General features: G+C 60.9%; 23 protein-coding genes. 11 read left to right on the forward strand and 12 right to left on the reverse strand.

All coding sequences use genetic code 11. From position 1 onward, the window contains the following. The first annotated feature begins 1 nt into the window (after position 1). The gene (locus ACW4TB_RS26025) at positions 2–1267 is read left to right on the forward strand and encodes an Hsp70 family protein (protein ID WP_012316440.1); all 1266 of its coding nucleotides are present in this window, start codon (positions 2–4) and stop codon (positions 1265–1267) included. 119 nt (positions 1268–1386) lie between these two features. On the opposite strand, the gene ACW4TB_RS26030 is transcribed toward ACW4TB_RS26025, so the two are convergent. The 3 genes from ACW4TB_RS26030 to ACW4TB_RS26040 all read right to left on the reverse strand — a co-directional run bounded on the left by ACW4TB_RS26030 (position 1387) and on the right by ACW4TB_RS26040 (position 3603). Next, on the reverse strand, positions 1387–2394 hold the full coding sequence (locus tag ACW4TB_RS26030; protein ID WP_012316441.1) for an AI-2E family transporter: 1008 nt from the start codon (positions 2392–2394) through the stop codon (positions 1387–1389). A 71-nt stretch (positions 2395–2465) separates the two neighbouring features. Next, positions 2466–2750 carry a PsiF family protein gene (locus ACW4TB_RS26035; RefSeq protein WP_012316442.1) on the reverse strand — a complete coding sequence of 95 codons (285 nt, stop codon included), beginning with the start codon at positions 2748–2750 and terminating at the stop codon, positions 2466–2468. Positions 2751–2814: 64 nt separating this feature from the next. After that, a complete protein-coding gene (locus tag ACW4TB_RS26040; RefSeq protein WP_012316443.1) occupies positions 2815–3603 on the reverse strand; it encodes an AraC family transcriptional regulator in 789 nt (262 codons plus the stop codon). A gap of 143 nt (positions 3604–3746) precedes the next feature. Between ACW4TB_RS26040 and ACW4TB_RS26045 the strand changes: the two genes are divergently transcribed. Next, entirely contained in the window at positions 3747–4640 is an 894-nt protein-coding gene (locus ACW4TB_RS26045) for a DMT family transporter (RefSeq protein WP_254466639.1), read from the forward strand. On the opposite strand, the gene ACW4TB_RS26050 is transcribed toward ACW4TB_RS26045, so the two are convergent. Then, complete coding sequence (locus ACW4TB_RS26050) at positions 4621–5511, reverse strand: esterase/lipase family protein (protein WP_254466641.1); 891 nt, start codon at positions 5509–5511, stop codon at positions 4621–4623. The two genes, ACW4TB_RS26045 and ACW4TB_RS26050, sit on opposite strands and share 20 nt — an antisense overlap. A gap of 125 nt (positions 5512–5636) precedes the next feature. Here ACW4TB_RS26050 and osmE point away from each other — a divergent pair, with 125 nt between their 5' ends. Next, positions 5637–5978 carry an osmotically-inducible lipoprotein OsmE gene (gene osmE / locus ACW4TB_RS26055; RefSeq protein WP_039603804.1) on the forward strand — a complete coding sequence of 114 codons (342 nt, stop codon included), beginning with the start codon at positions 5637–5639 and terminating at the stop codon, positions 5976–5978. A gap of 48 nt (positions 5979–6026) precedes the next feature. Beyond that, positions 6027–6557, forward strand: a complete 531-nt coding sequence (locus ACW4TB_RS26060; protein ID WP_012316447.1) for a ferritin-like domain-containing protein — start codon at positions 6027–6029, stop codon at positions 6555–6557. Between the two features lie 32 nt (positions 6558–6589). Here the strand turns inward: ACW4TB_RS26060 and ACW4TB_RS26065 are convergent, their stop codons facing one another. Continuing rightward, complete coding sequence (locus tag ACW4TB_RS26065; RefSeq protein WP_279933294.1) at positions 6590–8656, reverse strand: AsmA family protein; 2067 nt, start codon at positions 8654–8656, stop codon at positions 6590–6592. 295 nt (positions 8657–8951) lie between these two features. Here ACW4TB_RS26065 and ACW4TB_RS26070 point away from each other — a divergent pair, with 295 nt between their 5' ends. The 4 genes from ACW4TB_RS26070 to ACW4TB_RS26085 all read left to right on the forward strand — a co-directional run bounded on the left by ACW4TB_RS26070 (position 8952) and on the right by ACW4TB_RS26085 (position 13080). Next, a complete protein-coding gene (locus ACW4TB_RS26070) occupies positions 8952–9359 on the forward strand; it encodes a hypothetical protein (RefSeq protein ID WP_012316449.1) in 408 nt (135 codons plus the stop codon). Between the two features lie 175 nt (positions 9360–9534). Next, complete coding sequence (locus ACW4TB_RS26075) at positions 9535–11232, forward strand: acyl-CoA dehydrogenase family protein (RefSeq protein ID WP_012316450.1); 1698 nt, start codon at positions 9535–9537, stop codon at positions 11230–11232. A 67-nt stretch (positions 11233–11299) separates the two neighbouring features. Next, entirely contained in the window at positions 11300–11932 is a 633-nt protein-coding gene (locus ACW4TB_RS26080; RefSeq protein WP_012316451.1) for a TetR family transcriptional regulator, read from the forward strand. A gap of 50 nt (positions 11933–11982) precedes the next feature. After that, entirely contained in the window at positions 11983–13080 is a 1098-nt protein-coding gene (locus tag ACW4TB_RS26085) for an AGE family epimerase/isomerase (RefSeq protein WP_279933298.1), read from the forward strand. A gap of 99 nt (positions 13081–13179) precedes the next feature. Here ACW4TB_RS26085 and ACW4TB_RS26090 read toward each other — a convergent pair whose 3' ends face one another. The 6 genes from ACW4TB_RS26090 to ACW4TB_RS26115 form a co-directional block, all read right to left on the reverse strand. Next, positions 13180–13947, reverse strand: a complete 768-nt coding sequence (locus ACW4TB_RS26090) for an SDR family oxidoreductase (protein WP_279933300.1) — start codon at positions 13945–13947, stop codon at positions 13180–13182. 607 nt (positions 13948–14554) lie between these two features. Then, positions 14555–15271 carry an ABC transporter ATP-binding protein gene (locus ACW4TB_RS26095; protein ID WP_012316454.1) on the reverse strand — a complete coding sequence of 239 codons (717 nt, stop codon included), beginning with the start codon at positions 15269–15271 and terminating at the stop codon, positions 14555–14557. After that, complete coding sequence (locus ACW4TB_RS26100) at positions 15268–16143, reverse strand: ATP-binding cassette domain-containing protein (protein WP_012316455.1); 876 nt, start codon at positions 16141–16143, stop codon at positions 15268–15270. The genes ACW4TB_RS26095 and ACW4TB_RS26100 overlap by 4 nt, the downstream gene beginning before the upstream one ends. Then, complete coding sequence (gene livM / locus ACW4TB_RS26105; RefSeq protein ID WP_012316456.1) at positions 16140–17441, reverse strand: high-affinity branched-chain amino acid ABC transporter permease LivM; 1302 nt, start codon at positions 17439–17441, stop codon at positions 16140–16142. Before livM ends, ACW4TB_RS26100 begins: the two co-directional genes overlap by 4 nt. A 2-nt stretch (positions 17442–17443) precedes the next feature. Further along, a complete protein-coding gene (locus ACW4TB_RS26110; RefSeq protein WP_012316457.1) occupies positions 17444–18358 on the reverse strand; it encodes an ABC transporter permease subunit in 915 nt (304 codons plus the stop codon). Positions 18359–18512: 154 nt separating this feature from the next. Then, positions 18513–19649: a branched-chain amino acid ABC transporter substrate-binding protein gene (locus tag ACW4TB_RS26115; RefSeq protein WP_012316458.1), complete on the reverse strand. Its 1137-nt coding sequence runs from the start codon at positions 19647–19649 to the stop codon at positions 18513–18515. 468 nt (positions 19650–20117) lie between these two features. Between ACW4TB_RS26115 and pncB the strand changes: the two genes are divergently transcribed. Together pncB and nadE are read left to right on the forward strand one after the other, a co-directional pair. Then, positions 20118–21323, forward strand: a complete 1206-nt coding sequence (gene pncB, locus ACW4TB_RS26120) for a nicotinate phosphoribosyltransferase (RefSeq protein ID WP_012316459.1) — start codon at positions 20118–20120, stop codon at positions 21321–21323. A gap of 3 nt (positions 21324–21326) precedes the next feature. After that, the gene (nadE, locus tag ACW4TB_RS26125; protein WP_012316460.1) at positions 21327–22154 is read left to right on the forward strand and encodes an ammonia-dependent NAD(+) synthetase; all 828 of its coding nucleotides are present in this window, start codon (positions 21327–21329) and stop codon (positions 22152–22154) included. A 115-nt stretch (positions 22155–22269) separates the two neighbouring features. Here nadE and azu read toward each other — a convergent pair whose 3' ends face one another. Then, positions 22270–22719: an azurin gene (gene azu, locus ACW4TB_RS26130; RefSeq protein WP_042111778.1), complete on the reverse strand. Its 450-nt coding sequence runs from the start codon at positions 22717–22719 to the stop codon at positions 22270–22272. Positions 22720–23067: 348 nt separating this feature from the next. On the opposite strand from azu, the gene ACW4TB_RS26135 reads away from it, so the two are divergent. Beyond that, a complete protein-coding gene (locus ACW4TB_RS26135) occupies positions 23068–23655 on the forward strand; it encodes an LOG family protein (RefSeq protein ID WP_039604508.1) in 588 nt (195 codons plus the stop codon). The last annotated feature ends 101 nt before the right edge of the window (positions 23656–23756 follow it).

Raw genomic sequence — 23756 nt, forward strand, 5'->3', positions numbered from 1 at the left:
CATGTCTGACGTATCCCCGGCCCGTGCCCTTGGCATCGACTTCGGCACCTCCAACTCCACGGTCGGCTGGCACCGCCCCGGGGTCGAGTCGCTGATAGCCCTGGAAGACGGCAAGATCACGCTGCCATCGGTGGTTTTCTTCAATATCGAAGAGCGCCGCCCGGTGTATGGCCGGCTGGCACTGCACGAATACCTGGAAGGCTACGAAGGCCGCCTGATGCGCTCGCTCAAGAGCCTGCTGGGCTCCAAGTTGATCAAGCACGATACCAGCGTGCTAGGCAGCGCCTTGCCATTCAAGGACCTGCTGGGCATGTTCATCGGCGAACTGAAAAAGCGCGCCGAAACCGCCGCCGACCGCAGCTTCGATCAGGTGGTACTGGGCCGCCCGGTGTTCTTCGTCGACGAAGATCCGGCTGCCGACCAGGAGGCCGAGGACACCCTGGCCGACGTGGCACGCAAGATCGGCTTCAAGGACGTGTCGTTCCAGTACGAACCGATTGCCGCCGCGTTCGACTACGAGTCGGGCATCAGCCGTGAAGAGCTGGTACTGATCGTGGATATCGGCGGGGGTACCTCGGACTTTACCCTGATCCGTCTGTCACCCGAGCGTCACAAGGTGGCCGAGCGCCAGAGCGACATCCTCGCCACCGGCGGCGTGCACATCGGCGGTACCGATTTCGACAAGCAGTTGAGCCTGCAGGGCGTGATGCCGCTGTTCGGTTACGGCAGCCGGATGAAGAGCGGTGCGCTGATGCCTACCAGCTACCACCTCAACCTGGCCACCTGGCACACCATCAACGCCCTGTACTCGCAGAAGTCGCAACTGGCGCTGGGCAGCATGCGCTATGACATCGAGGACACCCTTGGCATTGACCGTCTGTTCAAGCTGATCGAGCAGCGGGCCGGGCACTGGCTGGCGATGGAAATCGAGGCCAGCAAGATTGAGCTGACCGACCACGAAAGCCGCCGTATCGACCTCGGCCGCGTCGAGCGCGAATTAGGCGTGGACCTGACCCGCACAGTGTTCGAAGGTGCGATCGAAGGGCTGCTGGAGCGAGTGCGTGGCAGCGTCACCGAACTGCTGGCCAAGGCCGGTGTAAGCGAAGGTCAGGTGGACACGGTGTTCTTCACCGGTGGTTCCAGCGGCATTCCGGCGCTGCGCAACAGTGTGGCGGCAATGCTGCCGAATGCGCGGCATGTGGAGGGCAATATCTTCGGCAGCATCGGCAGCGGGCTGGCGATCGAGGCGCGCAAGCGTTACGGGTGAGCTGCAAGCTACAAGCTACAAGCTACAAGCTACAAGCTACAAGCCGATTGGCGATGGAAGGCCCACCGCGTTCAGCTTTATCTTGCAGCTTGAAGCTTGAAGCTTGAAGCTTGAAGCTCTCAAACCAGCTCAGCCCGCTTCAGCTCACTCTTCATGTACGCATAGTACACCGGCCCCGCTACAACCCCCGGCAACCCGAACGCCGCCTCGAACACCAGCATCGCCAGCAACAGCTCCCAGGCCTTGGCGCTGATCTGCCCCCCTACTATCCGCGCGTTGAGGAAGTACTCGACCTTGTGGATAACGATCAGATACCCCAGCGCGGCCGCAGCCACCCAGATCGACAGCGACATGCCAACGATGGTGATCAGCGTGTTGGACATCAGGTTGCCGATCACCGGCAACAGCCCAAGCAGGAAGGTCAACACGATCAGCGTCTTGGTCAGCGGCAGGTGCACACCGAACAGTGGCAACACCACAGCAAGGAAAATGCCGGTGAACACGGTGTTGAGCAGCGAGATCTTGATCTGCGCGAAGACGATGTTGCGAAACGCCTGCACCAGCAGGCTCAGGCGCTCGAACAAGGCGGCAGCCAGCGGTTTGCGCCGCGAGATGTCGGGGATGCGCTGCAGGGCAATGATAGCGCCGAGAATCATGCCGATCAGCAGCGTCACGAACATGTGCGCCATGCCCTTGCCTACAAGCTGCAGGTCGCTGAGGTGGCTCTTGATCCACTCACCGATGGCCACTTTGAACTCCGCGGCACTGGCCGGCAGGTAGCCCTCGATGAACGGCGGCAACTGGCCACGGGCACGCTCGAACAGGGCCATGAACTTGTCCAGCGATGCGCCGGGGTTCTCTGCCTCGTGCAGCAGGAAGCTGAACGCGCCGGCGATCAACAAGGTCAGGGTACTGACCACCAGGGTACCCAGCAGCGCCACCGCCAGCCAACGTGCACGTTGCCCGGCAATGATCGGCTGCAGCCGTGGCGTGAGCATGTTGACCAGCTCGAACACCAGCAGCCCGGCCAGCAGGCTGGGTAACAATTTCAGGGGGAGCGCCAGCAGCAGGCCGGCAAATACGATGATCCAGCTGGCCAGGGTGACCTGGCGGGGGGTGAAAGTCATACAGCCTCAACGGCAGACAACGGAAAAGAACCGCAGTCTGCCAGCCTTCGTCCTACAGGCATAGGCGCAGGTCATTTCTTCTTCAGGCAGTCACTCATGTAGGCCTTGCGCTCGTCGCCCTTGAGGGCCTGGGCGCTGGCGTCAGCGTTGCAGATCTTCATCTTTTCCTGCTGGGTAGGCGGTACGCTTTTCTTCAGGCAGTTGCTCATGAAGGCTTTGCGCTCATCGCCCTTGAGCGCCTTGGCAGAAGCGTCGGCATTGCACGAGGTCATCTTTTCCTGTTGCGCGGTGGCAGCGAATCCCTGCGCACTGAACATAACGGCCAACGCCAGCAATGGCATGTGCAGCATCTTCATGGAGTGGTCTCCTTGTCTCCCGCGCCCGATGCACGGTGTCGCAGGTGAGTGTAGACAACAAATTTTACACACCCGTCCGCGCTTGCCGCCGGTACTGCTCCGGCGTGCAATGGGCCTGACGCTGGAACATGGCGATGAATGCCGAGGCGCTGCTGTAGCCCAGGTCGAAGGCGATGGCCTGTATCGGCAAGCCGGCCTCCAGCGCCTCGATGGCCCGCAAAAACCTCAGGCGCAGGCGCCACTCACCAAAGCTGATGCCCAGCTCGCGCAGAAATTGCCGCGCCAGGGTGCGCTCGCTGACATGCACCTGCGCCGCCCAGTCCGCCAGCGGGCGGTTGTCACCAGGTTCAGCACCGAGGGCATCGAGCACCTGGCGCAGGCCCTCGCTCTGAGCGAAGGGCAGGTAGCAGGTCTGGGTGGGTGCCAGCAGCAACTGATCAAGCAGCACCTGCACCAGACGCTGGTCGCGTTCGTCCTGAGCCACCTTGACGTCACGGCGGGCGAAGTCGCCGAGGATGGCCTTGAGGATATCGCTGATCACCAGGCTGCACGGCTGCTGCGGTAGGCCGGCGCACAGCCTGCGGTCGAGATAGACCGAGCGGTAAACGATGGCCTGAGGGTTGTAGCAACCATGTTCGGTATCCGGCGGCACCCAGACCGCGTAATGCGGGGGTGACAGAAAACGCTGGCCATTGACATCCAGGTGCATGACGCCGTGGGCGGTGTAGTTGAGCTGGCCCCAGGTGTGGCGATGGGGCGGGCTGTGAGTGTCGGCGCCAAATTCGTCGTGGCGCAGGTAGACGGGCGCGGGAAGCTGGTCGAACTGGGGGATATCGAGGTATTTGCGGCGCATGCTGTCTGCTTCAAGGGGCAGGTTGTCTGGATAGGAGTATAGGCTTGCTGACAGACAAACGATAATACGGGGCCATCATACAACCTCTGTGAAAGCGGGCACGCTCCCACGGAGGCTTATGAGCATCCAAGAGCCTTTGCGTCATGAATTATCTGTACCCCCTCACCGCCATCCTCATTTGGGCCGGCAACACTGTAGTCACCAAGCTGTCCGCAGGTGCCATTCACCCTGCCGAGATCGGCTTCTACCGCTGGCTGCTCGCAGGGCTGCTGTTCACCCCGTTCCTGCTGCCGGCCGTGTGGCGCAACCGCCCGGCCATCCGTCCGCACCTGCCCAGAATCTTCGTCCTTGGCGTGCTCGGCATGGCCCTGTACCAAAGCCTCGCCTACTTCGCGGCCAGCATCACCAGCGCTACCAACATGGGCATCATTCTCTCGCTGATGCCCTTGATGTCGCTGGCCCTGTCCATCGCATGGCTCGGCCAGCGGCTGAGCTACGGTGCGCTGACGGGCGCGGCGGTGTCCTTCATCGGTGTGCTGGAAGTCGTCTCCGCCGGCCATCCCGGCATCTTGCTGGAGCAAGGCCTGAACCGCGGTGACCTGCTGATGCTGGTGGCCACCCTGGCCTACGCGCTGTACAGCTTCCTGCTGAAGAAATGGCAGCTGCGCCTGCCGCCCTTGCAGCTGCTGTACCTGCAGGTGCTGGTGGCAATCATCGTCTTGCTGCCACTGTTCCTGTTTTCAGACAAAACCGGCCTGAACGTGCATAACGCGGGCCTGGTGCTGTACGCCTGTGTACTGGCCTCGATGGTCGCCCCGCTGGCATGGATGCAGGCCGTTCACCGCCTGGGGCCAAGCCGCACCACGCTGTTTTTCAACTTGCTGCCACTGGTGACCGCGCTGATCGCCGCCGCGGCACTCGACGAGCAACTGGCCAGCTACCACCTGGTCGGCGGACTGCTGACCCTGGCCGGGGTGGTCCTCGCCGAACGCTGGACCACCCCCGTGCGCCGCAGCGCTACAGCCCCGCAGCCTTGAGACGGGCGGCGTGCTCGGTGAACAGCCGCACCGGCTCGGCGCCCTTGCCCACGGCGCCGAGCGACTGGTTGACGATGTCCAGGTGATCGAGCGGGTAGTCATCACCGATCACCTGCCCCAGGTGCGAACTGAAGCGCCCGACCATGCCGTCACATTGCCCCTTTTCCTTGACGAAGCTGCGGGCGAACAGGCGGCAGAAGCGGTTGCTGCCGTCAAAGCGGTTACGCCCCTGGTCAGTGACGCCTGGCTGCAAGGTGCCTGACCACGAATAGTAACGCACGCCGTTGACCTCTCCCGCCCCCTCACCGCCCCAGGTGTCGGGCAGGCCCTGTGGATAAGCCTGGTTGAACAGCGCTACGCCGGCGCTAGTCAGCGATTGGTGCGAGGCGTGCACGTCGATAGGCAATGAGTCGCGGCGCCAGCCGGTTTCCAACCACCCCAGCAGCACCGCCAGGCCATGCAAAACAGCCCTGAGAATGCGCCCTTGAGGAGAATCGCCCGGCGCTGTGCGAGCCAAGTGGTCGGCCAGTTCCGAGCCGTGGTTAGGCCCGGCCACCGAAGTCACTGATGCCACCCGGTCAGGCCGCTTGGCTGCGGCATAACGCGCGCTCAGGGCGCCTTGGCTATGGCCGATCAGGTTGACCTTGTCAGCGCCGGTACGCTGGCAGATGTCTTCGATGATTGCCAGCAACTGCTCACCGCGCACTTCGCTGGAGTGCAAGGGCGATACCTGCACGGGGAACACCTGCGCCCCGCCCTTGCGCAAGGCCGGCACGATGCCGAACCAATAGGGATAGAGCAGCGCCCTGACAAAGCCGAGCATGCCCGGCACCAGCACCAATGGATATCGCGTAGCCAATTCCTGCTGCATGGGAACCAACCCTTTGCGTGGTCGACTGGCCAACACTACAGCGGCCTGAATGACCATCGCAATCGAACTCCTGACGCGCCGCGCGGTTCCAAACCAGAACAGACCCTTGAGCAAGGAGCGGGACCATGTACAAACAGACCCTGGCAATCCTTCTGGCAAGCGCGACCCTGGCCGCCTGTGGCAGCCGCCCGGAAAACCCGGTGGACTACGTCACCTACCGCGACGAGCCGCTGGTCAAGCAAGTCGAAAACGGCATGACCATGCAGAAAGTCATCGCCATCGGCGGCAGCCCATCGAATGCGACCGACCTGCCGCACGGAGGCACTTGCAACGACTACATCCTCAACCGCGATGGCCATCAACAGCCTTACTACGTGCGCTTCGATGCCACCGGCCATGTCGATGCCAAGGGTTTCAAGACTTGCAAACAACGAGAAGAGGACAGCGAAGCCGTACACGGCGCCTGAGCCTGCGCAACATCCTGACCACCCGTCCTGATTTGTCTGGAGATAACCATGAGCAACGTTGAACTGACCGATGTGCAAACCCTGCGCAAGCGTGCCCGTGAGCACGTCGAGCAAGGTGCGGTGACCGAGGGTTACCACGCCGACCGCCAGGAAATCCTGCGCCTGCTCAATGAGTCGCTGGCCACCGAGCTTGTCTGCGTACTGCGCTACAAGCGTCATTACTTCATGGCCAGCGGGATCAAGGCGAGCGTGGCTGCCGAGGAGTTTCTCGAGCATGCCAACCAGGAAGCCGAACACGCCGACAAACTGGCCGAGCGCATCGTGCAGCTGGGCGGCGAGCCGGACTTCAATCCGGACAACCTGACCAAGAATTCCCATGCCCAGTACGTAGCAGGCAATTCGTTGAAGGAGATGGTGCTGGAGGACTTGGTGGCCGAACGCATCGCGATCGACAGCTACCGCGAGATCATTCAGTACATTGGTGACAAGGATCCGACCACGCGTCGCATCTTCGAGGACATCCTGGCTCAGGAAGAAGAACACGCAGACGATATGTCCGATCTGCTACAAGGCTTGTAATCGCCAGGGGCCGCCCTGCGGCCCCGGTTCACTTAACCCTTGCCTTTCACCTCAGCCGGCGCCTTGCCGGCTTTCATCTGCTGCAACAACGGGGTGCACTGGTTAGGCTCATCGCCACTGCTCGGCGCCACCAACGCCAGCAGCCCCGCCGCCGGCCCTGCAACCACACCCAAGGCCACCATGCCCGCGCCGCGCAAGGCTAGCGGCACCGCCTGCACGCCCGCACCGGGCTTGGCAAACGGCCCGCGTACATACAGTGGCGAACGCAGTGAGAACAGCCGTAAGCCTTTCGACTCCGGGGTAATCTTCAAGTCCAGCTGCTCGCTGGCGAAGTTGGCGGTGCCGTTGACGTAGATGATCGCGTTCTCGGTATCGAATATGAACAGGCGCGTGCTCGCCAGCCCGTCCTTGATGCCAACATCAGCCGCTGCGCAGTTGATCTGCACATCCTCATCGCCGAACAGCTTGCCGATCACGTAGTTGCCCACGTTCAACCCGGCAATCTCCATCAGGCTGCGGCTGATCGCGCCATCGTTGATCAGCATGCGCAGGTCGCCATTGGCCGTGCCCAGCAGGGCTGCCACCGAGTTGCCTCGGCCACTGATATCGGCATCGCCGTTGAGCTCACCGAAGCTGGTCTGCATCGGCGCAAAGGTGGGGAACAGCTGCTTGAGCTTGAAGCCACGTGCGGTCAGCCGAGCGCGCCCCTGCAGCGGTACGCTGCGGCCATCCAGGCGTATCCTGGAAGCCAAGTTGCCACCGGCCACCCCAAAGCGCAGCGGTTCCAAGCGCAGCAGGCCGTCATCAAGGATTACATGGGCGGAAAGATCATTGAATGGCAACTGTTCACTGTGAACGATGCGCTTGCCGGCAAACTGGACGTCGGCGTCCATGGTGCGCCAACGGTCGGTGCGGAACTCCTCCACCGGCAGCACCTTGCCGGCAGGCTGCTTGCTGGCGCCCCCGCGGGCTTTCTGCTCGGCGTTGGAATCGGCACCGATCAGCGGTGCCAGGTCCTTGAACAACAGCTGGTTGGACACCAGCTTGCCGGAGAGTTTGGGCCGTGGCTGGCTCGCGGTAAACGCCAGGTCGCCGTGGATATCACTGTCACCTATCTTGCCGTTGAACCCCTGGTAGTTGAACGTCGCGCCTTCGGCCGCATGCAGGTTGGCGGTCAAGTGGCCATCAGTCTCGTAGGCTGGGGTGTCTGGCAGGGTCACCCCCGTCAGCGGATAAAGGTTGCCCAGGCTGGCGCCGGACAAGCGCAAGCGAAGGTCCAGCGCACCCAGGTTGCGCGGGTCGGTCAGGGTGCCGGCGAGTACCACATGGGTATCGGCAATCCGCACGTCGGCCTGCAGCGGGAACGGCTGACTGGCGTCCTGCAGCGCCAGCAGGCCACCGATCTTGCCCGTGCCGGAAACAGGCTGGCCTTTGTAGCGGCCCTGGGCCTTTAGTCCGAAGGCGTAATCCTGGGCTCCGCCGGCCTTTTCCGCGCTGGCTTTGCCAACGATATCGCTGAACGGGATCGGTTTGCCCAGAGGGTCGATCTGCACCTTCATGCTGGTTTTCAGAGTCTGGTCGTCGAAGCTGACATTACCTTGGTCAAAACCGATGGCGCCGATGTCCAGCTGCCACTTGGAGGGCTGCGCATTCTCATCCTTGGGGCCGAAATCGAAGGTCCAGTTGGCGCGGCCATCGGCCAGGCGAGTAAGGCTGGCGGTGGGTTTGACCAGGTCGATGCGCGGGATGACGATCTGCTGGAATACCAGCGGCAGCGGCGCCAGTCGAAATTCCACACGCTCCAGGCCAACCATCTTCGGCTCCTTCAGCCACTCGGGATTGCCTAGGGTCAGGTCCTCGGCAATGAAGTGCGGCCACGGTAGCCAGGCGCGCCACCCGCCTTCTTCCGGCTCAGTGCGCCAGTGCACCGCCAGGTTACCGTTGATCGCGAACGGCCTGTGCAACGCTTCGGATACTTTCTCATTGAGCAGCGGCTTGACGCGGTTCCAGTCGAAAGTGGCGATCACCACCACCAGTATCGCCAGCAGGGTCAGTAGGCTGGTAAGGGTCCAGGCGAGGATTCTGGCGGGACGCGTCATTGCGTTATTCTCCTGACGGCTTGGGGCAAAACGGGCACAACGATGGCACTCAGTATCTCGGACTGATGAAAGCCCTTAGGGTTTTATCCATGAAGCCCATGATAGCGAAGTTTTCTTGCCCACTTGCTCAGCTTTTAACCACAGGATGCCTTGAAACACCTGCGTTAGAGCCTTGACACTGCGCTATCAATACCATCGATTGTTACCATTATCCGTATGAACTTCTCTCTGGCGTTACCGAGCGTAGCATTGGCTTCGTACCCACTTTCCAGCCCCCGAGAGGAGCACCGAAATCATGAAACGCCAATTGCTGACCCTGACGCTGTCCATTCTTGCTGCCAACGCCTTCGCCGTCCCAGCTGCCGATCAGCACCTGACCGCCGAATCGCGCTCCAGCGCTGTTGAAATAGCCCAACCGCTGAAGACCATTGCCGAAGGTGGTGCCGAGCGTCTGATCGAACGCAGTGGCCGTGTTGCCGAAGGCGGTTCGGATCGCCTGATCGAGCGCACCGGCCGTGTTGCGGAAGGTGGCTCGGATCGTCTGATCGAACGCACCGGCCGTGTTGCGGAAGGTGGCTCGGATCGCCTGATCGAGCGCTCCGGCCGTGTTGCGGAAGGCGGTTCGGATCGCCTGATCGAACGCACCGGCCGTGTTGCGGAAGGCGGTTCGGATCGACTGATCGAAATCAGCCGTGTGAGCTGATCTCCATGGCCGAAAACAACAACCTGCATCAATGTGCCCACCCTCCTCCCAGCCCGGTCAATTGACCGGGCTTTGTTTTCAGGCAACACCGCCCCGCGCAACTGGTAATTCTGCTAGTTTCAAATCGCCCATCGCCATTGCTAGGTTACTGAAAGTATGGCTACGGAGCGTTCAAATGAGAAACCCGGCAACTGATCTGATAGCACTCAGGCCTGACTGGCTGGACGAAAGACTGCTGGCGCTCATTGCCCGGCCGATCGAGAACAGCGAAGAGGCCAAACGAACCTTTACTGAACTGTTGGCGCAGCCAAGCCTGCAGGGCGATGCATTGCTTGCCGATCTGCCTAAGTTGCTTCGGTTTCATACAACCTGTGCCATACATGACGGTGCCCTGGCATCGATGATCTCCATTCATTACAACTTGTGCATGGGCTCGATCAAATCGATGGGCAATGACAGTGACTATGTGCGCAGCCTGTACAAACAGTTGAACGAAGGCAATGCAATCGGTGTATACCTCGCCACGGAACTGGGGTATGGCAGCAATCTTTTTTCACTGGAAACAGAAGCACGCTATTGCCCCGAGCGGCAGGTATTCGTGCTTGATTCGCCCAGCCGCCAATCCTACAAGTTCATGCCAAACAGCACGCACAGTCCATTGCCCAAGATCGCGGTGGTAATGGCGCGCCTGATGGTCAACGACAAGTTCATCGGTATCTTGCCGTTTCTTGTGCCGCTGCACGCGGGCGACATGGCGTACCCCGGTGTTCGTATTACTGCACTGGGCCACAAACCGGGGATGCACCTGGACAATGCCATGACCTCGTTCGAAAACGTCGAACTCCCTTACGAGGCCCTTTTGCAGCGAGGCACCATCGAACTGGACCGCGATGGGCAACTGCGCACGCTGGACACTACACGCAGTCAACGCTTCATGCGCTCCATCGAACGTGTCCAATCCGGCAAGCTGTGCATGGCCAGTTGCGCCCTGGCAGTGGCGATGGCCGGCTTGCATATCAATTACACCTACGCACAGAAACGCCAGACCTTCAGCCCGGCCGGCCCGGTCAACTTGCTTGCCCATCCCACCTATCGCCACCCACTGGCCATTGATGTCGTGACCAACCTTGTTCATGCCGCGTGGCTTGAACAGATCGTCGCCGGGCACGGCAAGGATGCGCTCAAGCCTTTAGCGCCTGATGTACTCAATGAAGTTGCAATTCTCAAGGCAGTTTCGACCTGGGCCAGCCAGGACATTCTGGTGCGCTGCCGTGAACGTTGTGGCGCACAAGGTATGTTCGCGGCGAACAAGATCATCGGTTACCTGTTGAACAATAATGGCGCGATCACCGCCGAAGGCGAAAATCTGGTGATCATGCTCAAAGCCGCTGCCTACTATATGAAACACGCGGCCCCAGCCAGCGCGCACGCGGTGACCGGCAAAAAGCGCCAGCGTCTGCTCGAACACCTCGATACCTGTATCGACCTCCTCCGCTCAGGCATTGCCGACAAGCGTGACCGGTTCTTGAAAAGCGAGGACATGCTGCTGCTGGCCAAGCTGCTGGGGGTACGCATTGCCAGTGTGCGCTACCTGGCCCATGTCAATGAAAGCCCACTGGATGGCGTTATCCTCGATGTGTTTCTGCTCAGCCAGTTAGAGCAACACGCTGTGGCGCTGGTACGGACCCAGGCAGCATCCTCCAGGCAGATCAGGAGCTGGGCAAACCGCAAACAGGCACTGCTGGTGCAGCATGCACCCTTGATTCTGGAGCGGTTGAAACGCATGGACATGAGAATGTTGGAGGCGCCGATCAGCAGCGACAGCTACATCGAGCATTACGCTTCCCGCCACCACGACGGGCAGGCAGCGTGAAACCTTTTTTTGACTTTTGTCCATGAGCCAATAAAGTGCAGGTTTCCTTCGCGATCAATGACCTGACATGCTGCCGCGCGCCGAACAGAAGCTACAGACCCGCCAGGCCCTGCTCGATGCGGCCTGCCAGCTCATGGAAAGTGGCCGTGGTTTCGGCAGCATCAGCCTGCGCGAAGTGGCCAAGGCCGCCGGCATCGTGCCCACCGGGTTCTATCGGCACTTCCCCGACATGGATGCCCTTGGCCTGGCCCTGGTGGCCGAGGTCGATGACACCTTCCGCCAGACCATCCGCCTGGTGCGGCAGAACGAGTTCGAACTGGGGGGTATCACCGACGCCTCGGTACGCATCTTCCTCGACGTGGTAGCCGCCCACCGGGCACAGTTCCTATTCCTGGCCCGCGAGCAGTACGGCGGCTCGCAGGCGGTGCGCCAGGCCATCGGCCGCCTGCGCCAAGGTATCAGCAACGACCTGGCCACCGATCTTGCGCGAATGAAACGCTGGCAGCACCTGAACGATGCAGCGCTGGCGGTGATTGCCGACCTGGTGGTGAAGACCGTGTTTGCCACCCTGCCGGAACTGATCGACAACCCGGAGCAAGGTTATCCACAGGCCCTGAGCGCACGGGACAAGATAACCCAGCAGTTACGCTTCATCTTCGTCGGTGCACGGCATTGGCAGGGTCTGGGTAATCCGGGCTGAAGCGCACTTCTGCTACCATGGCGCACTGCCCGATTGTGACGAGCGCATTCATGTCCGACCCCCGCCCCACTCCAGCCGAACTTGCCCGCTTCAACCAGCACTTCGCCGAACGCATCGTGCCGCTGTGGCTGGGCCCGGGCTGGAATGCCGAAATGGCGCTGCCCTACGAGGCACTGGATGCCACTCACCACCCGCTGCCGGTGCAGCGGTACCGGGCGATGGCCTGCGCGCGTCAGTTGTACCTATTCAGCAGCCGCATCGAACAACCCGGCGCGGCCGAGCGTGCGGCAGCGCTGTTCCGCTCACTGCAGCGGCATTTCCACGACGCCGAACATGGCGGCTGGTTCTACAGCATCGATGCCCAAGGCAAGCCGCTGGACCGGCGCAAGGACCTCTACACCCATGCATTCATCGTGTTTGCCTGCGCTCATTACTGGGGCAAAGTCCGCGAAGGCCTGGTGGAGTCGGCACTCAATGCTGCCCTTGAGATCGTCAGCGAGCAGTTTGCCCGCGATGACGGCCTCTACGAAGCGAACCTCGGTGAAGACTGGTCCGAACTCGGCAGCGGCCCGCTGCAAAACCCACAGATGCACCTGGCCGAAGCTTTCCTGCAGGTTCTCGCCGTGCGTGCAGATCAAGGTGTTCAACAGGCACTGCTGCAACTGTGCCAATCCCTGCAGACGCACTTCATCGAGCCGCAACATGGCCTGATGCTGGAAAAACCCCGCAGTGCTGTGGATAACTGGTTCGAGCCGGGGCATCAGTTCGAGTGGTTCTACCTGCTGCATACCTCGGCACTGCTGCGCGGCACGCCGCTGCATGCGTCGATCGACCGCGCATTCGGTTACGCCGAGCAGTGCGGAGTGAAGGATACTGCGGTGCTGGCAATGCTGGCCGTGGATGGCAAGGTGATCGATGCGACCCAGCGGATCTGGGCACAGGCTGAGTATCTGCGGGCGCTTGCACTGCGGCCAGGGAGTGGAGTGAAGCTGGCTGAGCAGTTGCAGGCAATGCACCAGCGCTTCCTGCACGATGGAGGCTGGTATGAGTGCCGCGATGGTGAAGGTGCGGTCAGCAGGCATGACATGCCTTCGACTACGCCCTATCACCTGGCGACTTGCCTGGAAGGCTTGCAGCGCCTGAACTGACGCAATTGCCGGCAAGCTGGTTTCCACAGGGCAAGCGGGGCCGCAACTCCTGTGGCAGCCGGCTTGCCGGCGATTGGGCAGAGAAGCAACCCTATTGCATCAGCCCTTCACCGAACGATCAATCGATAACCCAGCCCAGTCCTGGCTCACCGGCATAAGTTCCAGGCTGTTGATGTTGATGTGGGCCGGCTGGTTGAGGATCCAGAAGATGGTCTCGGCGATATCCTGCGGCTGAATAGGCTCGGCACCGGCGTAGGTGGCATCATACTTGGCCTGGTCCCCACCGAACCGCACCAGCGAAAACTCACTTTCACACAGCCCTGGCTCAAGGTTGCTGACACGCACACCCGTGCCACGCAAGTCACAACGCAGGCTGAGCGAGAACTGGCCGACGAATGCCTTGGTACCGCCATAGACGTTGCTGCCAGGGTACGGATAGTTGCCCGCCACCGACCCCACGTTGAGGATCGACGCACCACGGCCGTGGGCGATCAGACGTGGCAGCAGCAAACGGGTTGTGTACATCAGGCCCTTGATGTTGGTATCGACCATGGTTTCCCAGTCGTCCAGGCTGCAGTTCTGCGCCGCATCGACGCCCAGCGCAAGGCCTGCGTTGTTGACCAGCCCGCGCAGCTTTTCAAAGCCTTCCGGCAGGTTGCCAATGGCGTGCTCCATGGCCTTGCGGTCACGTACATCGAGCACTAGGCCATGCACTTCGGTCTTGGCCGACAGTTCGGCACACAAGGCATCAAGGCGATCCTTGCGCCGGCCCGTAAGGATCAGCTTCCAGCCGGCATCGGCGAAGCGGCGAGCCGTGGCCTCGCCAAAACCGGAAGTCGCGCCAGTGATGAATACGGTGGACGTCATGCTCTGTTCCTCGCTGTGGATTATTTTCGGCAAGCTTTGCAGCATGCCCGCGACGGGTGTCGTCAGCAAGCCATAGAAGCACTTGGTCATTTTTTGTACATTACCCGCAAAGCCTCATGATAGAGGGTCCAGCGCGAGCTATGCGCATGTTATCCACAAGGCTTTCCCCATGGATTGGGGGCAACTTGATCATCAGGCGGAACCCTTTCAGCGAACTATGGTCACCCTCAACGTTGCGGGGATGGCGCAACGCTTTCAAACATGCCGCTTACAGCACTCTGTCCAAGGGTTTCGCACAGAGTTATCCACAGCGCATCGCGTATGGCTGCGCACTTCATTGCGCTAGTGGAAACACGCACCGAATCATCCACAAACGCCGACTGATCAAAATATGAACAGAACCGCGCAAGCCTTGATTTCAAAGGCTTGCAGCTAGATGCCACCATGTTTTCCACAGGCGGTTCCACATTATCCGTGGACAACAATGAGCCTGTGGAAACAATGGCTTGCGCAGGGATTGTGGCGTGGCTCAAGAAAGATATGCGACAAGTTGTCCACATCCGCCAAGTGATGACGATTGGGGCCGCAAAGCAGCCCCGGATTCAGCTTAGTGCCCGCCAAGATAGGCGCTGCGAACCTCTTCGTTGACCAACAACTCCTGCCCGGTGCCGGTCATGCGAATCTCGCCGTTGACCATCACATAGGCCCGGTCGGACAACTTCAAGGCATGGTTGGCGTTCTGCTCCACCAAAAAGATGGTCATCCCGGTCTTGGCCAGTTCGCGCAGGGTTGAAAAGATCTGCTTGACCACGATCGGCGCCAGCCCCAGCGACGGCTCGTCGAGCAGCAGCAATTTGGGCCGACTCATCAGCGCACGGGCGATAGCCAGCATCTGCTGCTCACCACCGGACATGGTCATCGCACGCTGGTTTCGCCGCTCCTTCAACCGTGGGAACAGCTCGAACATGCGCTGCATGTCCTCACTGGCATATTTGTCACCGATAGGGATGGTACCCATCATCAGGTTTTCCTCGACGCTCATGTCGGGGAAAACCCGGCGCCCTTCAGGCGACTGGGCGATGCCATTGGATGCGATGTAGTGCGACGACTTGCGGGTAATGTCGGTGCCACGGTAGACAATCTGCCCGGAGGCTGCGCGCGGCTGGCCGAAGATGGACATCAGCAGGGTCGACTTGCCGGCACCGTTGGCGCCGATCAGGCTCACCGTCTCACCTTCATCGATGTGCATCGAGACCTTTTTCAATGCCTGGATCGGCCCGTAGAACACGTCCAGGTCTTTCAGTTCCAGAATGGGTGCACTCATACCAGCTCCTCTTCGTCGGCACCCAGGTAGGCGGCTATCACCGTCGGGTTATGGCGGATATCCTGCGGCGCGCCTTCGGCGATGACGTTGCCGTGGTCGAGCACGACGATATGGTCGGAAATGCTCATGACCATGCCCATATCGTGTTCGATCAGCACCACGGTGATGTCGTGCTCGTCACGCAGCACGCGGATCATACGGCTAAGTGCTTCGGTCTCCTGCGGGTTGAGGCCGGCCGCCGGTTCGTCGAGGCAGATGATCTTCGGCCGCGTGCACATGGCCCGGGCGATTTCCAGGCGGCGCTGCTGGCCATACGAAAGCTCCCCGGCCAAGCGGTTGGCACAGTCGACCAGATCGACCACCTCCAGCCAGTAGAATGCGTGGTCCAGGGCATCGCTCTCGGCCTTGCGGTACGCCTTGGTGTTGAGCACGCCGGCCAGCAGGTTGCGGTTGACCCACATGTGCTGGGCTACCAGCAGGTTTTCCACCACCGACATTTCCTTGAACAGGCGAATGTTCTGGAAGGTGCGCGCCAGCCCGGCGCGGTTGACCAGGTGGGTGCCACCGAACATCTTGTAGTACAGGCGCGAACCAAAACGTGCCGGCGAAACGAAGTCCGCCGCCTGGAAGCGCTCACCAAGCAACTGGATGACGTTGGTATGGCTACCGCGCACGTTCAGCTCGATGCGCCCGCCGCTGGCCTTGTAGAAACCGGTCAGGCAGTTGAACACCGTGGTCTTGCCGGCGCCGTTGGGGCCGATCAGGGCGAAGATCTGGTTACGCTTGACCTTGAGACTGACGTCGCTGAGCGCCTTGATGCCACCGAACTGCATCATCAGGTTATCGACCGAGAGAATGATTTCGTCGCTCATGGCGCGACTCCTTTACGCGGGACCACACCGGTACGGCTGATGCGGATCAGCCCACGCGGTCGCCAGATCATCATCAGCACCATCAGCACACCGAACAGCAGCACCCGGTATTCGGAGAAGCTGCGCAGCAGCTCTGGCGCTACAGTCAGTACGAACGCAGCGATCACTACGCCCACGGTCGAACCCATGCCGCCAAGTACGACAATGGCCAGAATCAGCGCCGACTCGAAGAACGTGAACGAGGACGGGTTGACGAAGCCTTGGTAGGTGGCGAAGAACACCCCGGCAAGGCCCGCAGTGGAGGCCCCGAGGGTGAAGGCCGAAAGCTTGACCAGCACATGGTTCAGGCCCATCGAGCGGCAGGCGATTTCGTCTTCACGCAGCGCTTCCCAAGCGCGGCCAACCGGCATGCGGGTCAGCCGATGCTTGATGTACAGCACCGCCAGCACGACCAGGAACAGCACGGCATAGATGAACACGAACTTCAGATTGGCGTTGTAATCGAAGCCGAAGTACTCGTGGATCGGCACCCCGCCATCCTTGGCTCGACGGCCGAACTCCAGGCCAAAAAAGGTCGGCGCCGGGGCCGGCATGCCGTTCGGGCCACCGGTGAACGACAGCCAGTTGTTCAGTACCAGGCGGATGATCTCGCCAAAGCCCAGGGTCACGATCGCCAGGTAGTCACCGTGCATGCGCAACACCGGGAAGCCCAGTATGCACCCCGCCAGAGCTGCGGCGATGGCCGCCAGTGGCAGCACACTCCAGAACCCCAGCCCCAGGTACTGGTAGCCCAGCGCCAGGCCATAGGCGCCGATGGCGTAGAACGCCACGTAGCCCAGGTCGAGCAGGCCCGCCAGGCCCACCACGATGTTCAGGCCAAGGCCCAGCAGCACGTAGATCAGGCCGAGGATGACCACGGTCAGCAGGTACTTGTTGGCGAAGATGGGGAAGACGATTGCGATCACGATCAGCGCCGGAATGATGTAACGCAGACGCGACTTGTAGTTCGGTGCATTGACGTGCACCCCCGAGCCGCCGCTGTCGAAGCCTTGCAACATGCGTTTGCCTGCAGCGGTCTGCAGATACAGGCTGAGCAGGAAGCGCCCGGCCATCACGCCACCGACCAGCCAGGCCACGCGGCGGGGTTCGGCATTGAAGCTGTAGCCGTCGAGCACCACGCCGACGACCGGACCAAAGACAATGAGCGCGAGCAGGCCGGCGACGATGGTCTCCAGCAGGCTGCGTTTGAGATCGAAACCTTGGGTTTCGGAAACGGAGGCAGTTTTGGCAGTGGACATGTTCACACCTTAGCCACGAGCGGGCGACCCAACAGGCCTTGTGGGCGGAAGATAAGGATCAGCACCAGCAGCGAGAAGCTGAACACGTCCTTGTAGTCGGAGTTGATCAGGCCAGAGAACAACGACTCGGAAATACCCAGGATAATCCCGCCCAACATGGCGCCGGGCAGCGAGCCGATGCCGCCGAGCACCGCAGCGGTGAATGCCTTGATGCCGATGATGAAGCCGGCGTAGAAGTCGAAGGTGCCGTAGTTCATGGTGATCAGCACACCGGCAAGCGCAGCCATCACCGCGCCGATGACGAACACGTAGGAGATCACCCGGTCGGTGTTGATGCCAAGGATCGAGGCCATCTTGCGGTCTTGCTGGGTAGCGCGGCACATACGGCCGAGCTTGGTGTACTTGATCACATAGGTGAGCAGCCCCATGCCGACGAATGCGGCAATCAGGATGAAGATCTTGGTGTAGGTCAGTTGCACGAAGCCAGTGCCCACTTCGACGCGCCAGGCGCCTTCGAGTAGGGTCGGCACGCCTTGCTGGCGGGCGCCCTGGCTGATCTGCGCATAGTTTTGCAGGATCAGCGAGATGCCGATGGCACTGATCAGCGGTGCCAGGCGGGTGGAGTTGCGCAGGGGTTTGTAGGCGATGCGTTCAATGGTGAAGCCATACACACCCGTGACGACGATGGTGAACAACAAGGTGCCCAACATCAGCAGGGGGAACGACTCGATACCGAAATAAGCCAGCAATGCCAGGCTGATTGCCGCGAGGTACGCGGAAATCATATACACCTCGCCGTGCGCGAAGTTGATCATGCCGATGATGCCATAGACCATTGTGTAGCCGATGGCGATCAGGCCATAGACCGACCCGAGGGTCAGGCCGTTGACCAGTTGCTGCAGGAAAATACCATCCATAACGCAATCTCACCTGATTGAGACTGCACAAGCGCCGACCACGGCAGGCCACGGATAAAGCGGCCCTCGCAGCGCAGAACCGTGCAGATCTCCGAATAAAGACAGGTACCGCAGGGGCATCGGCCCGGGCGCAGGCCCGGGCTGGTTGCCGTTGTTATTTTTGTTTTTCCAGCTGGTGGTACTTGCCGTCCTTGTCCCACTGGTAGACCACGTAGTCGGAGACAGTCAGGTCGCCCTTGCTGTCCCACTTCTTCTCGCCCATGACGGTCTGCACCGGGTTGGCCTTGAGCCACTTGGCAGCGTCCTCGCCCTTGTTCGACTTGGCGCCGTTGAAGGCAGCGGCCAGGGCTTGCAGCGAAGCGTAGGCGTAGAGGGTGTAGCCTTCAGGCTCGGTACCGGCTTTGCGGAATTCTTCCACCACCGCCTTGCTGTCTGGCAGCATGCGCGGGTCGGCGCCGAAGGTCATGTACACGCCGTCTACGTACTGGGCGCCGCCCGCAGTTGCGACCAGTTCGTCGGTGACGATGCCGTCATCGGACATGAACTTGACGTCCTTCAGGCCTTGTTCGCGCAGTTGACGTACCAGCGGACCGGCTTCGGGGTGAAGGCCGCCAAAGTAGACCACGTCGGCACCGGTGGAGCGGATCTTGGTCACCACGGCGCTGAAGTCTTTCTCGCCACGGGTCAGGCCTTCATACAGCACCGGCTTGACGCCACGCTTCTCCAGCTGCGCCTTGGTTGCATCGGCCAGGCCCTGGCCATAGGTATCCTTGTCGTGCAGCACCGCCACCTTCTTGCCCTTGAGCACATCGACGATGTAGTCACCGGCAACGATGCCCTGCTGGTCGTCACGGCCGCACATGCGGAACATGGCGCTCAACCCGCGCTCGGTGACTTGTGGGTTGGTAGAGCCAGGGGTGATGGCGATCACGCCTGCTTCGTCATACACCTCGGAAGCTGGAATGGTGTTGGAGGAGCAGAAGTGGCCCACCACACCGATTACCTTGTCCTGATCGACCAAACGGTTGGCAACCGATACAGCCTGTTTCGGCTCGCAGGCGTCATCGCCTTTGACCAGGATGATTTTCTCGCCGTTGACGCCACCGGCAGCGTTGATCTTGTCAGCTGCCGCCTGGGCACCTTTCATGTATTGCTCGCCAAACGCTGCGTTAGCACCGGTCATCGGGCCCGCGACACCGATCTTGACGTCGGCCTGAACATACGAAGAAACACCCAGTGCCGTAGCTACGGCCAGTGCCAGGAAACCTTTCTTGTAAAACGTCTGCGACATGAGGTGGTGCTCCTAGAGTTTTTTTTGGTTGGCACTACAACTTCTCAGCCCTGTGCTCAGAGCAAGGGCCGTGCCATCGGTTTTGTCTTCCGGGAAATCACACTGTTGGGGCCGCGTCGAGGCGACCGACGGCCTTTTCTTTACTGAGTGTGCAACCGTCTGCCACGCGACCAGCGCCACCATGCGCGCAAACAAGGAGCAACCGCCCAGTGCCATCATTGCAACCCTGACAAGTGTTTACGTGCAACCACCCTGTAACAGCAGACGTCACCGAAGTGCACACCACTGGTGCGCAACTGCTACAGGCGGCACCGTTTCAAGGCTAGCTGGTGCACAGAAAAACACCTGTTTTGTCGGTTTCGGCCTCTTTGCGGGCGAACCCGCTCCCGCCGGTAACGCGTTGCCGGCAAGTTCGGCACAATTCCTGTGGCACAATGACCGCCATTCGCCGCTTTGGAGCCCACCCTGATGAGCGAGAGCGCATTCGCTGAGCGCATCGTGCACAACCTGCTCGACACCGACTTCTACAAGCTCACCATGATGCAGGGCGTTCTGCACAACTACCCGGATGCCGACGTGGAGTGGGAATTCCGCTGCCGCAATGGCGAAGACTTGCGCCCCTACTTGGGCGAGATCCGCAACCAGCTCGAACGGCTGAGCGAACTTACCCTCGATGATGGCCAGCTGGCCTTCCTCGAACGCATCAGCTTCCTCAAGCCCGATTTCCTGCGTTTCCTGCGCCTGTTCCGTTTCAACCTGCGCTATGTACGGGTGGGAATCGAGAGCGACCAGCTGTACCTGCGCCTCAAAGGCCCCTGGCTGCATGTGATCCTCTTCGAAGTCCCGCTGCTGGCCATCATCAGCGAAGTGCGCAACCGCCACCTGCACCCACGCATGCGCCTGGCCGAGGCCCGTGACCAGCTTTACCGCAAGTTCGACTGGCTGCAGGCGCATGCCAGCGTCGACGAACTGGCCGAGCTTCAAGTGGCCGACTTCGGCACCCGCCGGCGTTTTTCCAGCCGCGTGCAGGAGGAGGTGGTGCGGGTACTGCGCGATGACTTCCCGGCCCGCTTCGTCGGTACCAGCAACGTCGATTTGGCATGGAAACTGGATATCAAGCCGCTGGGCACCATGGCCCACGAATGGATCATGGCCCACCAGCAGCTCGGCCCGCGGCTGATCGACAGCCAGATCGCCGCCCTGGACTGCTGGGTCCGGGAGTACCGCGGCCTGCTCGGCATCGCCCTGACCGACTGCATCACCATGGATGCCTTCCTCAGCGATTTCGACTTGTACTTCGCCAAGCTGTTCGACGGCCTGCGCCATGACTCGGGTGAGCCGGTGGCCTGGGCGGAAAAGGCCATCGCCCATTACCAGAGGCTGGGAATCGACCCGATGACCAAGACCCTGGTGTTCTCCGACGGCCTCAACCTGACCCGCGCGTTGCAGATCTTCCGTGCCCTGCGCGGGCGCATAAACGTCAGTTTCGGAATCGGCACCAACCTGACCTGCGACATGCCCGGCGTGGCGCCGATGAATATCGTGCTTAAAATGACCGACTGCAACGGCTCGCCGGTGGCGAAGATCTCTGACGAGGCCGCCAAGACCCAGTGCCGCGACGAGAACTTCGTCGCCTACATGCGTCACGTGTTCAAAATCCCCAGCAAGGAGTAACCCATGCAAGCCGTTCAGCAAGAGATTGCCCAGGCGCTCAACGTGCAGCCGCCGTTCGCAGACGCCGCTGCGCTCGAGGCCGAAGTCGCCCGGCGCGTGGCGTTCATCAAGGATTGCCTGGCCAACGCCCGTCTCAAGACCCTGGTACTGGGCATCAGCGGGGGCGTCGATTCGCTGACTGCCGCCCTGCTCGCCCAACGCGCCATCAACGAGTTGCGCGCCGAAAGCAGCGACCCGGCCTACCGCTTCATTGCCGTGCGCCTGCCGTACCAGGTACAGCATGACGAGCACGACGCCCAGGCGTGCCTGGAAGTGATCAACGCCGATGAAGTGCACACCGTTGATATTGCACCTGCCGTGCGTGCACTGGCCGCTGAGGTGCAAGCATTGAAAGACGGCTCGCCATCACTGGTGGACTTCGTCGTGGGCAACGTCAAGGCGCGTACGCGCATGGTCGCGCAGTACACAATCGCTGGCGCTCGTGCGGGCCTGGTAATCGGCACCGACCACGCCGCCGAGGCGGTGATGGGCTTCTTTACCAAGTTTGGTGACGGTGCCTGCGACCTGGCCCCGTTGAGCGGCCTGGTGAAGAACCAGGTGCGGGCCATTGCGCGCAGCTTTGGGGCGCCGGAATCGCTGGTGGAGAAGGTGCCTACTGCGGACCTGGAAGACCTGGAACCAGGCAAGCCTGACGAGGCCTCGCATGGCGTGACCTACCAGCAGATCGATGCCTTCCTGCATGGGCTGCCGGTTGAGCAGGAAGCGTTCGACATCATCGTCGCCACCTATCGCAAGACCCAGCACAAGCGCGAACTGCCGTTCGCACCGTGAGACCTCTGGGGCCGCTTTGCGGCCCTTTCGCGACACAAGGCCGCTCCTACAGTCCTGTAGGAGCGGCCTTGTGTCGCGAAGGAGGGCAAAGCCCTCCCCTGCTTTCAAGCTGTCATTACTTGACTACAACCTTGCCCTTCATCATCGAGATGTGGCCGGGGAAGGTGCAGAAGAAGCTGTAATCGCCACCCGCTTCCAGCTTGGAAGTATCGAACTTCACTTCGGTTTCTTTCTCAGGTGCACCGATCATCGCGGTGTGGGCGATGATGTTGGCGTTGTCTTCTTTCAGATAGCCTTTGTCGATGCCTTGGCTCATGCCTTCAGTAGCAATGGCCTGCATGTCGGCAGTCTTGCTGATCACCAGATTGTGGCCCATGACGTTTTTCGGCAGGTTGCCGGAATGGGTCAGTTTAACGGTGAACTCTTTGCAGCTCTTGTCGACGGTGAATTCCTTGGTGGTGTAGGACATCTGGTCAGTCGAGTCGACAGTTACCGAGCACTCGGCGGCGAAGACGGAGGCGCTGGCGAGGGTCAGCAGGGATACCGCTACAGCTTTCGCAAACATCATGAATCTCCTTGGCAGGGTTTTATCAATTGCGAGACTGCCTGAAACCGTTCAGCCCCTTGCTGACATGCGTCAAGGGGGTGTCAAGCGGCCAGCCAGTTGAATTGTTCAATGGATTGTATACAACCAATCTAAGGGCACATCATGCCCTTTTAATAGACGATGGGACAACCTCTCATTTAGGAGCTGTGCCAATGTCCCTCTCAAGTTTCATGAACAGCCTGCTCGCCGCTTATGCCCACGGCGCAAGCGGTGCGATCTGCGAGTTCTCCCGCCCGGAGTGAAAGCTGCCTTTGAACCGCCACGCATCGGCCTTACTCTGTGCACGCATGTGACTGGAGATGAGCAATGCCTGTACGTTCCGTTTGTGTGTTCTGTGGCGCCAGCATCGGTGCCAACGCCGCTTACCGTGAAGCGGCTATCGCCCTCGGCCAGGCGATCGCGCGTCGCGGCCTGACGTTGGTCTATGGCGGTGGCGCTGTAGGCCTTATGGGCACTGTCGCTAACGCAGCTATGGCGGCGGGTGGCCAAGTGATCGGAATCATCCCTCAGAGCCTGATGAATGCCGAAATCGGCCACAACGGCCTGAGCCGGTTGGAGGTCGTTGACGGCATGCACGCGCGCAAGGCGCGCATGGCCGAACTGAGCGATGCGTTCATCGCCCTGCCGGGAGGCCTGGGTACGTTGGAAGAGTTGTTTGAAGTGTGGACCTGGGGCCAGCTGGGGTATCACGCCAAGCCGCTAGGTTTGCTGGATGTAAATGGCTTCTATGAGAAGCTGGGCGGGTTCCTCGACCATATCGTCGAAGAAGGATTCGTGCGCCCGCAGCATCGCGCGATGTTGCTGCTGGAGCAGCAGGCGGAGGCCCTGCTGGACGGGATGAACGAGTTTGTCTCACCGGTGCCGCCCAAATGGGTCGGCAGCAAACCGGATTGAACCGAAAAGGGCTGCTATGCAGCCCATCGCCGGCAAGCCGGCTTGTATGGTAGGACTCGAAGGGGTGGGTGGGACCTAAAGCCGGCTTCTGACTGTTCGCA

The sequence above is a fragment of the Lelliottia jeotgali genome (genome assembly GCF_977070485.1).

Excerpts from the sequence above, each read along its gene's own strand:
- ACW4TB_RS26025 (WP_012316440.1), top strand. The coding sequence starts at position 2 with ATGTCTGACGTATCCCCGGCCCGTGCCCTTGGCATCGACTTCGGCACC.
- ACW4TB_RS26030 (WP_012316441.1), bottom strand. The coding sequence starts at position 2,394 with ATGACTTTCACCCCCCGCCAGGTCACCCTGGCCAGCTGGATCATCGTA.
- ACW4TB_RS26035 (WP_012316442.1), bottom strand. The coding sequence starts at position 2,750 with ATGAAGATGCTGCACATGCCATTGCTGGCGTTGGCCGTTATGTTCAGT.
- ACW4TB_RS26040 (WP_012316443.1), bottom strand. The coding sequence starts at position 3,603 with ATGCGCCGCAAATACCTCGATATCCCCCAGTTCGACCAGCTTCCCGCG.
- ACW4TB_RS26045 (WP_254466639.1), top strand. The coding sequence starts at position 3,747 with ATGAATTATCTGTACCCCCTCACCGCCATCCTCATTTGGGCCGGCAAC.
- ACW4TB_RS26050 (WP_254466641.1), bottom strand. The coding sequence starts at position 5,511 with ATGCAGCAGGAATTGGCTACGCGATATCCATTGGTGCTGGTGCCGGGC.
- osmE (WP_039603804.1), top strand. The coding sequence starts at position 5,637 with ATGTACAAACAGACCCTGGCAATCCTTCTGGCAAGCGCGACCCTGGCC.
- ACW4TB_RS26060 (WP_012316447.1), top strand. The coding sequence starts at position 6,027 with ATGAGCAACGTTGAACTGACCGATGTGCAAACCCTGCGCAAGCGTGCC.
- ACW4TB_RS26065 (WP_279933294.1), bottom strand. The coding sequence starts at position 8,656 with ATGACGCGTCCCGCCAGAATCCTCGCCTGGACCCTTACCAGCCTACTG.
- ACW4TB_RS26070 (WP_012316449.1), top strand. The coding sequence starts at position 8,952 with ATGAAACGCCAATTGCTGACCCTGACGCTGTCCATTCTTGCTGCCAAC.
- ACW4TB_RS26075 (WP_012316450.1), top strand. The coding sequence starts at position 9,535 with ATGAGAAACCCGGCAACTGATCTGATAGCACTCAGGCCTGACTGGCTG.
- ACW4TB_RS26080 (WP_012316451.1), top strand. The coding sequence starts at position 11,300 with ATGCTGCCGCGCGCCGAACAGAAGCTACAGACCCGCCAGGCCCTGCTC.
- ACW4TB_RS26085 (WP_279933298.1), top strand. The coding sequence starts at position 11,983 with ATGTCCGACCCCCGCCCCACTCCAGCCGAACTTGCCCGCTTCAACCAG.
- ACW4TB_RS26090 (WP_279933300.1), bottom strand. The coding sequence starts at position 13,947 with ATGACGTCCACCGTATTCATCACTGGCGCGACTTCCGGTTTTGGCGAG.
- ACW4TB_RS26095 (WP_012316454.1), bottom strand. The coding sequence starts at position 15,271 with ATGAGTGCACCCATTCTGGAACTGAAAGACCTGGACGTGTTCTACGGG.
- ACW4TB_RS26100 (WP_012316455.1), bottom strand. The coding sequence starts at position 16,143 with ATGAGCGACGAAATCATTCTCTCGGTCGATAACCTGATGATGCAGTTC.
- livM (WP_012316456.1), bottom strand. The coding sequence starts at position 17,441 with ATGTCCACTGCCAAAACTGCCTCCGTTTCCGAAACCCAAGGTTTCGAT.
- ACW4TB_RS26110 (WP_012316457.1), bottom strand. The coding sequence starts at position 18,358 with ATGGATGGTATTTTCCTGCAGCAACTGGTCAACGGCCTGACCCTCGGG.
- ACW4TB_RS26115 (WP_012316458.1), bottom strand. The coding sequence starts at position 19,649 with ATGTCGCAGACGTTTTACAAGAAAGGTTTCCTGGCACTGGCCGTAGCT.
- pncB (WP_012316459.1), top strand. The coding sequence starts at position 20,118 with ATGAGCGAGAGCGCATTCGCTGAGCGCATCGTGCACAACCTGCTCGAC.
- nadE (WP_012316460.1), top strand. The coding sequence starts at position 21,327 with ATGCAAGCCGTTCAGCAAGAGATTGCCCAGGCGCTCAACGTGCAGCCG.
- azu (WP_042111778.1), bottom strand. The coding sequence starts at position 22,719 with ATGTTTGCGAAAGCTGTAGCGGTATCCCTGCTGACCCTCGCCAGCGCC.
- ACW4TB_RS26135 (WP_039604508.1), top strand. The coding sequence starts at position 23,068 with ATGCCTGTACGTTCCGTTTGTGTGTTCTGTGGCGCCAGCATCGGTGCC.